General features: G+C 63.7%; 14 protein-coding genes. 2 read left to right on the top strand and 12 right to left on the bottom strand.

All coding sequences use genetic code 11. The features are described 5' to 3' along the window. Positions 1-5: 5 nt before the first annotated feature. The 4 genes from JI749_RS10485 to JI749_RS10470 form a co-directional block, all read right to left on the bottom strand. Positions 6-1,208, bottom strand: a complete 1,203-nt coding sequence (locus JI749_RS10485; protein WP_201653207.1) for a DUF2336 domain-containing protein — start codon at positions 1,206-1,208, stop codon at positions 6-8. Positions 1,209-1,291: 83 nt separating this feature from the next. Continuing rightward, positions 1,292-1,447 (bottom strand): hypothetical protein, encoded by a 156-nt coding sequence (locus JI749_RS10480; RefSeq protein WP_201653204.1) that lies wholly within the window; start codon positions 1,445-1,447, stop codon positions 1,292-1,294. Positions 1,448-1,602: 155 nt separating this feature from the next. Continuing rightward, entirely contained in the window at positions 1,603-2,406 is an 804-nt protein-coding gene (locus JI749_RS10475) for a transglycosylase SLT domain-containing protein (RefSeq protein ID WP_201653201.1), read from the bottom strand. Between the two features lie 83 nt (positions 2,407-2,489). Beyond that, a complete protein-coding gene (locus JI749_RS10470) occupies positions 2,490-3,074 on the bottom strand; it encodes a nitroreductase family protein (protein WP_201653198.1) in 585 nt (194 codons plus the stop codon). Between the two features lie 187 nt (positions 3,075-3,261). Here JI749_RS10470 and JI749_RS10465 point away from each other — a divergent pair, with 187 nt between their 5' ends. After that, entirely contained in the window at positions 3,262-4,245 is a 984-nt protein-coding gene (locus tag JI749_RS10465) for a hypothetical protein (protein ID WP_201653195.1), read from the top strand. Here the strand turns inward: JI749_RS10465 and JI749_RS10460 are convergent. Then, positions 4,239-4,967 (bottom strand): LCCL domain-containing protein, encoded by a 729-nt coding sequence (locus JI749_RS10460; protein ID WP_201653192.1) that lies wholly within the window; start codon positions 4,965-4,967, stop codon positions 4,239-4,241. The genes JI749_RS10465 and JI749_RS10460 overlap by 7 nt on opposite strands. Positions 4,968-5,164: 197 nt before the next feature. On the opposite strand from JI749_RS10460, the gene JI749_RS10455 reads away from it, so the two are divergent. Then, positions 5,165-6,967 carry a hypothetical protein gene (locus JI749_RS10455; RefSeq protein ID WP_201653189.1) on the top strand — a complete coding sequence of 601 codons (1,803 nt, stop codon included), beginning with the start codon at positions 5,165-5,167 and terminating at the stop codon, positions 6,965-6,967. 63 nt (positions 6,968-7,030) lie between these two features. On the opposite strand, the gene JI749_RS10450 is transcribed toward JI749_RS10455, so the two are convergent. The 7 genes from JI749_RS10450 to JI749_RS10420 all read right to left on the bottom strand — a co-directional run bounded on the left by JI749_RS10450 (position 7,031) and on the right by JI749_RS10420 (position 13,243). Beyond that, on the bottom strand, positions 7,031-8,422 hold the full coding sequence (locus JI749_RS10450; protein WP_201653186.1) for a phosphohexomutase domain-containing protein: 1,392 nt from the start codon (positions 8,420-8,422) through the stop codon (positions 7,031-7,033). Position 8,423: 1 nt separating this feature from the next. Beyond that, entirely contained in the window at positions 8,424-9,425 is a 1,002-nt protein-coding gene (locus JI749_RS10445) for an NAD-dependent epimerase/dehydratase family protein (protein WP_201653183.1), read from the bottom strand. A gap of 31 nt (positions 9,426-9,456) precedes the next feature. Further along, the gene (gene arfB, locus JI749_RS10440) at positions 9,457-9,888 is read right to left on the bottom strand and encodes an alternative ribosome rescue aminoacyl-tRNA hydrolase ArfB (protein WP_201653180.1); all 432 of its coding nucleotides are present in this window, start codon (positions 9,886-9,888) and stop codon (positions 9,457-9,459) included. Between the two features lie 150 nt (positions 9,889-10,038). Then, positions 10,039-10,269, bottom strand: coding sequence for a hypothetical protein (locus JI749_RS10435; protein WP_092181092.1), 231 nt, complete (start codon positions 10,267-10,269; stop codon positions 10,039-10,041). Further along, complete coding sequence (gene thrS / locus JI749_RS10430; RefSeq protein WP_201653176.1) at positions 10,269-12,251, bottom strand: threonine--tRNA ligase; 1,983 nt, start codon at positions 12,249-12,251, stop codon at positions 10,269-10,271. The genes JI749_RS10435 and thrS overlap by 1 nt, the downstream gene beginning before the upstream one ends. 228 nt (positions 12,252-12,479) lie before the next feature. Then, complete coding sequence (yidD, locus tag JI749_RS10425) at positions 12,480-12,779, bottom strand: membrane protein insertion efficiency factor YidD (RefSeq protein ID WP_325166736.1); 300 nt, start codon at positions 12,777-12,779, stop codon at positions 12,480-12,482. 11 nt (positions 12,780-12,790) lie between these two features. Next, the gene (locus JI749_RS10420) at positions 12,791-13,243 is read right to left on the bottom strand and encodes an iron-sulfur cluster assembly scaffold protein (protein WP_201653170.1); all 453 of its coding nucleotides are present in this window, start codon (positions 13,241-13,243) and stop codon (positions 12,791-12,793) included. Between the last annotated feature and the right edge of the window lie 32 nt (positions 13,244-13,275).

Here is a 13,275-nt window from a genome sequence, read left to right as displayed (position 1 = left end):
TCAGCCTATGCGGCCGGCAGCGCCAGCCGCATTTCGGCCTCCGGCAGGGCCATCGGCGCCGTGGCGTCTTCCGCGAACGCCGTCATGACACCCCGTGCTGCCTTGCGCGCGAGCAGAATGTTCTGCTCGCTGAGATAGGCGAAAGCTTCCTCGAGCTCTTCGGGGATCACCCCCTCGTGCTCGGCGATCAGTTCTTCGGTGAGGGCCGTCACCACATAGTGGCGGGCGGCAGCGTCGTCAGCCAGATCCGCCGAGCGGGCATGGAGGATCAGCCGGGCCAGCAGGTTGCGCACGCCCTCGCCCAGGCCGCATCGTGCCAGCAGGGCATTGAGTGCAGGCCGGCTGCCGTTTTCGAGCAGCGCAAACACCTTGGCGCGCGGAGTTTGTGCCAGTTCGGCCAGGCATTCGGCAAAGAACATCACATGGCCGGTGACCACGCCATGCAGCAGCACGCGGGTATTGACCCGATCGGTGACGATCAGGGCCGACACGTAGTCCGCAGCGCTGGTACGCACCGCTTCCCGCTCGCCGATCGCCGACAGCGCCGTATCGCAGCTGTCGCGCAGCACGCGGTTCAGCCGGTCCTCCGCCACCGCGCCCTTGACGATCCGTGCGCCACGCAGCGCCTCGGTGGCCTTTTGCACCAGCAGCAGCCGGGCCGCCGCAGGCAGGTCCTTGCGCGCCAGCAGTGCGCCGCGCATTTCGGCATTGTCGCCCTGCCCCGCGGCCAGGTCCACCAACAGGCCAGGCTCCAGCGCCACCTCGTGACGGCTCAGCAGCCGCAGCGTCACCGCGCCGTGGCCACGGGCAATAATCGCCGCCGCCAGCCTGGGGCTCAGGCTGGCGCGCTGGCTGACCGCGACCAACATGGCGACATCGAGATTCCTGACCAGCCCGATCAGGTCCGCATCGATCAGGACGGGGGAATATTGCAAGACGGCGCGCGCGATGATGGCGCTGTCATGCAGCAGGGCGAGCATGATCGGCCGCGGCGCCTCCTTGGCATGAAGAAGTCCATACGCCAGAGCGGCGCGGACCTTGACCGAAGGATCGTCGAGAAAACCAATGAGCGCGGCATAGAGCGCCGCTTGCTCGTCGGCAGGTCCGCAATGATTGAGATAGGCTAGCGCCGAAAGATGTGCCGCACTGCCCCGTTCCTCGCTGTCAGGCGATTGGGACAGCGACACGAACTCCTGATACGCAACCATTCCACTCTCCGCACAGCGCGGATTTCACCTTAAGGCGCAAGGCTTAAGGAACGGTTCACCATGTTGGAGAGGTGTCGCGCCGATTAGATGGCGGCGATGAGCCAGGAAAACAGCGAGGCTATGGTCGCCGAAGCGCCCAGAAAAAAAGCCCAGCCAGCAAGGGCGGCGCCAAGGACGATCCAGCCGCGCGGCAGTGGCAATGGACGCTGAGCATGCAGAACGGCAGTAGTCCGACGCATATCCGCCTCCTTGGCGTGTCACGGACCCCGTGCCCGTTACGTCAGCGATTACACCTTCACTTCGTTAAGCGTTTACTCAGGTAGAAAGCGCGCATTTTAATCAAACTGCGCCGGTTCCCCTTGCTCGTGTAAGGGGATTGTCAGGAGAAACGGCATTAGGGCGCGTAAAGTTGCGTGAAGAAGGCACCACTGCCCGCTTCGCTTCCTGACGCAGTTGCATCCTCAACCTCGTTTTTGAACAGGCCGGTAAATGACATGTTGTCCGGCGAGAACCGGGACGGCACGACCGGCAGTTCCGGCACGGCGGGCTGGTTGGCCATTTGCTGCACGGCAAATGGAGCGTTGGTGTCACCCGCCTCGTGCTTGGACACCAGCACGCGATAGACTTCGCGGATCGTCCTGGCCTGTCCGCCGGAATAAAAGATCGCCCGATTCGCCGCAGCCTGCTTGGGGAACAGATCGGCGGCGATCTGGTCGGGATCCTGGAGACCGGCGGTAAACATGCGCTCGGCCCCCTGGGCGCCGAGGAAGTGGGCGATGTAGAGCTCGCCAGCGCTGGGCATGCGGCCAAACCGCTGGCTCAGATAGTCGCCATTGCTCTTGGTGAAGGCCGCCGCCAGGTCCGCCGCGATCTGCGGGTCCTCGCGCAACTTGAGGATCTCGGCCTTTTTCGCCGCGTCGCGCACGAAATAATCGCCATCCGAGGACCGTTCGATATTGCTGGCGATGTCGCCATAGCCCAGGCGCGGCCCCTCTTCCTTCATCACCTGCAGCCAGGTGCTTTCAAGGAACTGGAACAGCCCCACCGCCGACGAGGTCTGCGCCTTGGCCTGGGGATTGAGACTGCTTTCCCGCATGGCCGTCTGCAGCAGGTAGTCGAAATCCACCCCATTCCGGTCACCGGCCGCCGTCAGCACATAGGCCAGGCTTTGGGGCACTGAAATTGGCTGGACGCCCATGGACGGATCGACTCGCAGATTGGCAGACGCGCCTAGAATGCCCGCCAAACGCTAACAGTCTGTTAACCAATGCAACCAAGACGTTAAGACGGCGCCACCCAGCGGGTCACGACATCGGCAAGCGCCGGCCGCGGCCTGTCTTCCATCGTGGCTGTCGGCGTGCCGATATGCACGAAACCCACGAACCGCTCGCCGGACCGCGCGCCGAGCATTGCGGCAGCCTCGGCATCGAAGGCATACCACCGCGTCACCCACGAGGCTGCATAGCCCAGCGCATGGGCCGCGTGGAGCAGGTTGAACGCGACATTGCCCGCTGACAGCAACTGCTCGAACTCGGGCACCTTCGGATGCTGCTGGGGCGCAGAAATCACCCCGATTGTCAGCGGCGCCGGCAGAAAGCGCTGCCGCTCGATGTCGAGGCTCGCTGCGTCCATCTGAGGATTGTTGCGGGCCGCAATCTGTGCCAGCCGCTCGCCCGCCTGTTGCCGGGCCTCACCCTCGATCAGCACTAGCCGCCACGGCGTGATCTTGCCATGGTCGGGAACGCGGGTGGCAATGGTCAATATCTGCTCGAGTTCGGTAGCATCCGGCCCAGGCTCCTTCAGGAACGCGATGCCGACCGAGCGGCGGGAAAGCAGATAGTCGCGCAGGGCGGCATTGGCAGACATGGGCAGGACTCCTTGGGCGCCGACCTCTAGCGCGAAGCGAGAGATGGCGCCAGAAGGGCGAACAAATCGAAGGGGTGGCCTAGATCGGTGTTTTCATCCCGCCAGCACTGTGACACAGCTTTTCCCTAATCGCGCCATACCAAGGCGCACTGATTCAGTCCGCGGGACATGGCGGCCGGGAGACCCGATGCGTTTGCGACCAATACTTGCCCTGCTGCTTGTGCTGGCCGTGGTGGTTCCCGCATTGTCTCCAGCAGCCACTTTTGTCATGGCGCAGGAGGCTGCGGCCGAAATGCCGCCCATGCCGCGCCCGCGCCCTGATCCCGATAGCCTGCCGCCGACGCCTGCCTCGCCCGCAGTGCCCTTGCCGGCCACCCCTGCAACGGATGCCATCACCGCCCTGACCGCAGCGCCGCAACCGGTAACGCTGAGTGCGCGCATTACCCAGGAGGGCGCGCCGATCCCCGACGGCCTGGTCTGGCGCATTTTCGATACGGTACCCGATGCAAGCGGCGAACTGGCTCTGGTGGCAAAATCCGAACTGGGCACGCCCACAGTCGAGTTGCCCCCCGGCGAATATGTCGTGCACGTCGCCTATGGCCGGGCGCAGACCAGCGAACCGCTATCTGTCGTGCCCGGCCCTAATGAAAAAGCCTTCATCCTGGAAGCCGGCGCCCTCCGCCTCAATTCGGCGGTGACGGGTGATATTCCCATTCCCGTCGGCCTGCTGAAGTTCGACATCTTCACTGCGGGCGAGGAAAACGACCGCGCCATGGTTGCCGAGGGCCTGGCGCCCAACGACATCGTTACGCTCAATGCCGGCACCTACCACATCGTGTCTTATTTCGGCTCGGTGAACGCAGTGGTGCGCGCCGACCTTCGCGTCGAGGCGGGTCAGTTGACCGATGCCACGCTCTACCACCACGCCAGCCAGGTCGGCTTCAAACTGGTGTCCGAAACGGGCGGCGAGGCCATCGCCGACGTCGAATGGACCGTAAAGACCGCCGATGGCGCCACGATCTTCTCGGAGCTCGGCGCCTTCCCATCCACCGTCCTGGCCGAGGGCGAATATCTCGTCCTCGCCAAGCAGGGTGAAAAGGTGTTCAGCCGGGAGTTCCAGGTCCAACCCGGCTCACCGCGCGAAATCGAAGTGCTGACGACTGTCTACTGACCTAGGTTGGAAAGTTTGCTGGATGTCTTGAGGTCCAGCGGCAGGATACGGAAGCTTCCGCCCCAGGCGGCGTAGGAGCCGGAGACGACCCCGTTCTGCTCGCTGCCATCGTACTGCTCCCGCCCGGGCAGGATCTCGACGCGGACCAGCCCCGTCTGACCGGGCTGCAGTATCCCGGCATGAACTGCAGCGGCGGCAAGCCTGGAATCGTCGGTATAGATCTCGTCGCCCCATACGGCGCCGCTTGCGTCTCCAGTGACATCAAAAGTCAGAATGGCCCCGTCCTGACCACGATAGCCGGACAGGTCGCCCGGGTCGGCCAGTACCACACCACCACTAACCTCCGCGACTCCCGTAAAGCGATAGGCGACGTCCCACTCGCCATAACTGCGGCTGACAACGCCGTTGCGGTCGGTCCCTTCGTAGGACGCCGGTCCTTCGAGCATCTCGACCGTAACCACGCCGCTCTCGCCCGGCGCAAGCAGCCCGGCATGGACAGCGGCAACCGAAAGCACGGAGTCGCTGGTGTAAACTCCATCGCCCCAGATGGTGCCCTCTGTGCTGCCAACAATGGCAAACTGCTGGGTCTTGCCCACCGCATTGGCATAATTGAAGAGGGTGCCGGGGTCAGGCTGCGGCCGCGATGGTGCGCCGACGGCCGGTGCACCCAGCTTGGCTGCGCTCGTCGCCGCCCCCTGGGCAAAGGCACCCTGCCCAAGCATCAAGACAATGGCTAGCGACGGCAGGCACCTGGCTAGGCTGGCAAACCACACAATATCTCGGCCCTCGGCTGGAATGATCGCTCGGCAATATTGCTTGCGCCGCCCCGGCTGACAAGCGTGATCGCTTGGCGCGTTTGCCTATTGAAGCATGGCTTGCGATGCCGCAGATTGCCGCCACGTCAAAGCGGGAGAACACGATGACGCCGTTCAAAACCACGACCCGGCAGCGCCTGGGCATTATCGCCACCGCCTGCCTCATGAGCGTCGCCCTGCCGGCAGCGCCAGCCTGGGCGCAGAAGGTCAAGAACAAGGGCGCGCCAGCGGCCGAAACCACCGCACTCACCTCCGAAGTCAACGTCGACATCCCCACCATCGAGGCCGTCGACTCCAATGTCGATGACGAAACGCTGCGCTCCATCTTCAGCGGCAACGTGGTCGACAATGCCGAGGCGCTGGCCGGCCTGACCGCGACCAGCATCACCATCCCCGAAATCACGATGGCTACCAAAACCACCGTCGACGGCGAGGTCACCGAGGCGACCGTGACCTTTAACGACCTGGTCTTGACCGACGTCACCGACGGCGTTGCCGCCACTGTCACCATGGCTGGAATGACCGCCGATGCCGGCGACAACGGCAGCGCCGACTTCGGCGCTCTCTCCGCCTCCAGCCTCAATATCGGCGGTGTGCTGGGCATGTACGGCCTGGTGGACAATGGCCAGACCGAATTGCAAACCATCTACACCGACTTCAACTTCGAGGGTGGCACCTTCGAGGCGCCCGAGGTGAGCTGCACCATGGGCGCGGTGACGGCCGCCCAGTTCAAGGCGCGACCGTTCAAATACTCCTTTGCCGAGATCATGGCCCTGGCTGAGCAACTGGAAGCGGCGGAGGACGAGCAGCCCTCTCCCGAAGTGCTGGGCAAGGCGCTGCGCATGTATGTGGATCTCTTTACCGCCTTTGAGTCCTCGCCGGCCAAATTCGGCGGCTTCGACTGCTCGGGCGTCGATGACGAGGGCAGCAACGTGACATTCTCGGTGGCCGGCATGTCGATGGAAGGCATGCGGCCCGGCATCTACCCCTCCATCTCGCTTGATGGCCTCGATATCGAAGTCGACGGCGACGGCTCGGTTCAGGTGGGCAACATGACCTTCAAGGAGATGGACCTTTCGGCACCGATCGCCGCCATCGAAGGCGCTCCCGAAGCGATCGACGAAGCCTGGCTTACTGAAAATGCCCGCGCCCTCATACCGGCCTTTGCCGGCTTCTCCTTCAGCGATGTGGCTGTGGACGTGCCCGATCCGGAGGCCGAAGGAGAGCGCATCAAGGCCAGCGTCGGCTCATTTGACCTGACGCTGGGCGACTATCTCAACGGCATCCCGACCGACATCCTCACCTCTGCCAGCAACATCCTCGTCGACCTGCCGGAGAACAGCGACGATCCGCAACTTCAGCAGCTGATTGCCTTGGGCGTCACCAACATCGATGCCGGCTTCACTATCGACGCCTCCTGGAATGAGGCCGACGAGACAATTTCCGTCGACGAAGTGTCGGTCACCGGCGCGAACCTGGCGACCATCAAGCTGGCAGGCACCATTGCCAATGCGACCAAGGAAATCTTCGGCCTCGATGAGGAGGTGGCGCTGATGGCCAGCATGGGCGTAGCCATCAGCCAGCTCAAGCTCGACGTGACCGATGATGGTCTCTCGGACATCATCCTCGCCAGCGTCGCGGCCGAACAGGGCTCCGATCCCGCCACGATGCGGCCGGTCTTTGCCGGCCTCGCCGAGGGCACAATGGTCGGCCTCCTGGCTGGCGCGGCAGAAGCCCAGAAGGTCGGTGCCGCACTCAATGCCTTCGTCAGCGGCAAGGCGAAGTACCTGACCATCGAAATGACGGCCAAGGAACCGCCGGGCCTGGGCATGATGGACTTCATGGCCGCCGAGCAGGACCCCACGGTCCTCATCGGCAAGGTCAACATCGACGCCACTGCGAAGTAACAACAAAGGGCCGCTCCCCAGCGGCCCTTTCTTCGTGCCGGCTTTGTCGGCTCGGCGCCGGTGCTAGCTGACCTCTTTCGCCGCGACGTTCATGCCCCAGGCCAGCAATTCCCGGGCAATCGCGGGCGTGCTGCCCTCGACATAGCAGCGCAATTCCGGCGCGTTGCCGGATGCCCGGAAATGCACCATGTCGCCGGACGCAGTGCGAAATTGCAGACCATCGATGTCCGACAGGCTGGCAATGCCATGCGGCGCAAACAGCCGCCGCGCGTAGTCTTCGTCCTCGCGGAGCCGGTCGAGGAAATCCGCGCTCCTTTCGCTCGGCACATTCTGTAGCCGATCAGCGAGGGCGTATTGCAGCGGCAGGGACGCAACAAGCTCGTCGACAGCCTTGCCCTGCTGCGCCGCCAGACCCAGCACGCAGAGAATCGGCAGCACCGCATCCCGCGTTGCCAGCGGTGGCAGCGCCTGCCCACCAACCCGCACGCCCTCGCCGACGAATGTGCCGCCATTGGCCTCGAAGCCGACAACCGCCCCGCTGGCCCCCGCCATTGCCTCAACCACATAGGGTGAGCCGACCCTGGTCCGCACCACGTTGCGGAAAAACCCGGTCCGTTCGATCGCCGAGTTCGAGGTGACCGGCGTTACCACGCTATCCGCGCCCAGGCTCTGCGCCGCTAGCAGGCCCAGCACGTCCCCACGAACGAAATCGCCATTCCGGTCCATCAGCAGCGGGCGATCGCCATCCCCGTCGGCCGACACGATCGCATCCAGCTTGTGCTGCGTGACCCAGCCCGCCATCGGCGCAAATATGGCATCGCCGAAGGCTTCTGTGTCCACGGCCACAAAGCCATCCCGCCGGTCAAGCCCGACGACATCGGCGCCAAAATGGACAAGGATGCGCACCAGCAGGTCGCGGGCGACCGTCGAGTGCTCGAACACGCCGATGCGCCATCCCGTCAAGGCACCCGCCGGCAACAGGTCGGCGAAGCGGGCAAAATAGCGCTCCGCGGCAGCCTCCGCCTCGTTGGCAACACTGCCCCTAAGGTCGGGCACCTCATCATCCCGTAAGGCGGCCACTACGCCGGCCTCGTCGGCCTTGCTGATCTCGCCGCTCGGCAAATAGAACTTGAGCCCATTGCGATCGGCCGGAATGTGGCTTCCCGTCACCATGATGGCAGCACACCCGGCAGCCATGGCATGCAGCGCCAGCGCCGGCGTCGGAATGGTGCCGCAGTCCACCGGTTCGAGCCCCGCCGCTGCAATCGCGGCCGCACAATCGCGGGCAATGGCCGGGCTGGAATCCCGAAAATCCTGGCCCAGAAACACCCGCCCGGATCCCGCACCGGCATGGCGCAGGAAGGCCGCCGTATACCGACGTGCGGCCTGGCCCTGCAGTTCCGCCGCCAGACCACGCAGGCCGCTGGTTCCAAACTTGAGACTGCTATCCGCCATTTCACGCATACCCATAGTAGGTCTTGAACCAGGAAAAGAAGCGACCAACGCCGTCCTCTACACTGGTCCCCGGAAGCTCGCCCACCAGGGCGCGCAGGAGAGCCGTATCGGACGCCGTTTCCACGACGTCACCGGGCTGCATCGGCAGGAGGTTGATCTGCGCCGGTCTCCCGGCAGCCCGCTCGATCGCCCCGATGAAATCCATCAGCTCTGTGGGCCGGCCGCCAGCAATGTTGACGCTGCGAAATGGCGCTACTGCGGAGAGATTGTCATTTTCCACCGGGCGCCCGCGCTCAGGCGGCAGTTCCATGAGCCGCCTAATCACAGTGACCAGGTCATCCACATAGGTGAAGTCGCGACGCATTGCGCCGTGCCCGTAAACGTCGATCGGCCGTCCCTCCACAATGGCGCGAGCAAACTTGATCGCTGCCATATCCGGCCGCCCCCAGGGCCCATAGACCGTGAAGAAGCGCAGGCAGGTCGAGGCGATCCCGAACAGATGCGCATAGGAATGCACCATCGCTTCGCCCGCCTTCTTGGTCGCGGCGTAGAGGGAGATGGGCGCGTCGGTCCGGTCAGCCTCGGCGAATGGCAGCTTGCTGTTGCCGCCATAGACCGAACTGGTCGAGGCAAAGATAAGGTGGCGCGGTGGGTGGCGACGCACGGCCTCAAGCAGGTTGGCCGTGCCGACCACGTTCGACTGCACATAGCTCTGCGGATGTTCGAGGCTGTAGCGCACGCCGGGCTGCGCGGCCAGGTGCACCACGATCTCGGCTTCGCTCGCCGCCACCGCCGCGTGCAAGCGTTCGGCATCCTCCAGCATGGCCCGAACTTCGACAAAGCCGGACTCTTTCGTCAGCAGCGCCAACCGGGCCTGCTTCAACGCCGGGTCATAGTATTCGGTGACCCCGTCGTAACCCGTCACCGCATGACCTTCGGCCAGGAGGCGGCGGGCCAGGTGAAATCCGATGAAGCCGGCCGTCCCGGTAACAAAAATCTTCACGTCCTGGGCCTCCTGCTGCCGCCGCCCCAGCCTATTGGGAATCTGCCGGGCTGCTCCGCAAGCGCTTTACCTCGGAGCGGATCGATTTGCCCTCCAGCCGCCGGCGCTTGGATGCCAGCGTCGGCCGCGTCGCCACCCGTGCCTTGGGCACATGCGAACCCTCGACCAGGAGCCCGACGAGCCGCTCGAGCGCATCGGCGCGGTTCATCGGCTGGTCGCGATGCGAATTGGCGGTGATGACGATGACGCCATCCTTGGTCAACCGCTTGCCCGCGAGCACAGCCACGCGGCGCTTCATTGCCTCTGGGATGCTCGGAGAATTGGCCAGGTCGAAGCGCAATTGCACCGCGCTCGAAACCTTGTTGACATTCTGCCCGCCCGGCCCGGACGCGCGCACGAAGGTCTCCTCGATCTCTGAGGGATCGATGGCTATGGAGCGGGTTATCTGGATTGGATCAGCCATCGCGAAGAAAGAATACCCCCTCCTAACCTCCCCCTGAAAAGGGGGAGGAACCGATCCAGTTTGAGGCACAACCTCAACCCACCAGCCAGATTCCTCCCCCTATCAGGGGGAGGTTAGGAGGGGGTATCCGCCAAGTCTCTTCTTCGCCACTTAGTTTCGATACCGACCCGCGAAGATGATCTCACCCTCGTGGATCGTCAGTCCCTTGATGGTTGCCCGGTACTTGCCGGGCAACCCCTCGGCTTCGACAACCCAGCCCTTCTTCAGCATGCCGGCGAAGACCTTTTCGCCGATATCCTTGAAGTCGCCGGGCCCCAACGCATTCTCTTCGCCGAGATGCGTTAGGGCCTTGATCTCGCGGTTGGATGGCCGCTGTGGCATCAGGCTGCCTTTGCCGCCTTGAGATCGGGCGCGGTCGCTTCGGCCATCAGTGCCACCAGGGCATCCATGAACGGCTCGACCTTCTGGCCTTCGCTGCCAAGGCGACGCACCGAAACGGTGCCCTCCTCGGCCTCGCGCTTGCCCACCACGAACATCAGCGGCACCTTGCCCACCGAGTGCTCGCGCACCTTGTAGTTGATCTTCTCGTTGCGCACATCGAGTTCGGCCCGGATGCCGGCGGCCTTAAGCTGGTTCACCAGCTTGGTCGCATAGTCATCCGCTTCCGACACGATGGTGGCGACCACGACCTGGGTCGGGGCCAGCCACATTGGCATCTTGCCGGCATAATTCTCGATCATCATGCCGATGAAGCGTTCGAGCGAACCCAGGATCGCCCGATGCAGCATCACCGCGTACTGGCGCGAACCGTCCTCGGCGACATAGGTCGCATCCAGACGTTCCGGCAGCACATAGTCGAGCTGCAGCGTGCCCACCTGCCAGGAGCGCCCAATGGCGTCCTTGAGGTGGAATTCGAGCTTGGGCGCATAGAAGGCGCCCTCGCCTTCGGCGATCTCGAAGTCGTAGCCCGTCGCGCGCAGGGCATCGCCCAGCGCCTTCTCGGCTGCGTCCCAACGCTCGATGGTGCCGCCGAACTTCTCCGGCCGCGTCGCGAGCTTGATGACGACATTGTCGAAGCCCATGTGGCCATAGACCGAATAGAGCAGATGCACGAAATGTTCGGTCTCGCTCTGGATCTGGTCTTCGCGGCAGAAGATGTGGGCATCGTCCTGCGTCATCTGCCGAACGCGCATCAGCCCGTGCAGGGCACCATGCGCCTCGTTGCGGTGGCAGCAGCCGAATTCCGCCATGCGCAGAGGCAGATCGCGGTAGCTTTTGATGCCCTGGTTGAAGATCTGGATATGCGCCGGGCAGTTCATCGGCTTGAGTGCCATCAGATCACCCTTGCCTGACAGCACCGGTCCGTCTTCCTCAGTACCCGGCACTTCGTCCGGCACCACGAACATGTTTTCGCGATATTTGCCCCAGTGGCCGGAGGCCTCCCAGAACTTGCTGCTCATCAGTTGAGGCGTCTTTACTTCGACGTAGCCTGAGCCATTCAGACGGCGGCGGATATAGGCCTCCATCTGGTTGTACAACACATAGCCCTTGGGGTGCCAGAACACCGACCCCTGCGCTTCCGGCTGGAAGTGATAGAGGTCCATCTCCTGGCCGATCTTGCGATGGTCGCGCTTCTCCGCCTCTTCCATCATGTGGAGGTAGGCGTCGAGCTCTTCCTTGCTCGCAAAGGCCGTGCCGTAGATGCGGCTCAGCACCGGGTTGTTGCTGTCGCCACGCCAATAGGCGCCGGCCACCTTGGTCAGCTTGAACGCCATGCCGACATCCTTGACCGTGCGCATATGCGGGCCACGGCAGAGGTCGATCCACTGGCCCTGCTTGTACATCTTGAGCGACTGGTCAGCCGGAATGGCGTCGACCAGTTCGACCTTGAAGTTCTCGCCGCGCGCGTTGAAGAAGGCCTTGGCCTGGTCGCGCGTCCACACTTCCTTGGTGAAGGCCGCGCCGCGGTCGATGATTTCGGCCATCTTCTTCTCGATGGCCGGGAAATCCTCTTCCGAGAACGGCTCGTCCCGCTTGAAGTCGTAATAGAAGCCGTTCTCGATGACCGGACCGATCGTCACTTGCGTACCGGGCCACAGCTCCTGCACCGCCTCGGCAAGCACGTGCGCAGCATCGTGCCGGATCAGCTCCAGCACATCCTTGGACCCGCTGTCGCGCGTCACGAACTCGATCTTGCCGTCTTCTTCCAGCGGGTCAGACAGGTCCGACAACACGCCGTTCCAGCGCATCGCGACCGTCTTCTTGGCCAGGCTCTTGGAGATGCCTTCGACCACGGTGGTCCCGGTGGTGCCACGCGCATAGTCGCGAGCTGCACCGTCGGGGAACGTCACCTTGATCGTCATTTTAGGTCTCCAGGGGCCACCATGGCCCGGTTGCGCATGGCACGCGGCCACTGCGAGGCGGCCTGTCTAGCATGGTTTGCCGTCAATTCCAGCCGCAGAGCCATCCAAAAAGCGCGATGTCATCCCGGCGAAGGCCGGATCCATATCCGTGGCAATCCGCAACCAACGGATAGCGGACAACGCCGCGCCTGGATTCCGGCCTTCGCCGGAATGACATCGCGTAAGGGGCTATCGCCACCGCCCATAAGTCCACGGCACATACCAGTGCGCGCCCTCAGGCAACGCCTCTGGCACCGGGTCATAGCCATGCGTTCCGCCCGGCCGGCAGCGCTGGAACCGTGCCAGCCCCATCCAGCCGCCCGGCCAGAACCCGAATTTCCAGATCGCGTCGCGCGTATATTCCGAGCATGTCGGGAGGTGCCGGCATGTCCGCCCGACAAAGGCCGACAGGGTATAGCGATAGATGGTTATGAGCAGGACCGCCGCAAATTTGAACGGCAGGTCAACCACCCGCCAGAACACCGCCATGAATCGATCCATCAGCGTTTTGCCGCAAGCGATTCAATCGACTCGGCTTTTTCGAGCGCCTCAGCCACCGCATCAAACACCAGCAGCGTCGACATGTGGCGGGCTCGATATTCCCGCACCGGTTCGAGGAAACGCAGGTCGCTCCATTTGCCTTCGGGCGGTCGTCCATTGTCCTTGAGCATCGAGTGCATCTGGTCGCGCAACTGACGGAACTCGCTGACCGGCGTGCCCACGATCTCCCGCGCCACCACCGCAGCCGATGTCTGCCCCAGCGCGCAGGCCGAAACCTCGTGCCCGTAATCGGTGATCACCCCGCCCCGCACGACAACGTCCACCTCGATCACCGAGCCGCAGACCCGGCTGACCTTCCGCGCACTGGCATCGGGATCGATGAGACGCCCCGGCTGGCAGGCATTTCCTGCAAGGTCCAGTATCTTGTCGGAATAGAGATCGCTAAGTTCCATGAAACGCACAATTCTGTTTCTTGTGACGGGCG

It is taken from the genome of Devosia oryziradicis (assembly GCF_016698645.1).
Taxonomy (GTDB): Bacteria; Pseudomonadota; Alphaproteobacteria; order Rhizobiales; family Devosiaceae; genus Devosia; species Devosia oryziradicis.
The sequence above is the reverse complement of the archived record's forward strand: the minus strand, read 5'-3'. Positions and strand labels throughout refer to the sequence as shown.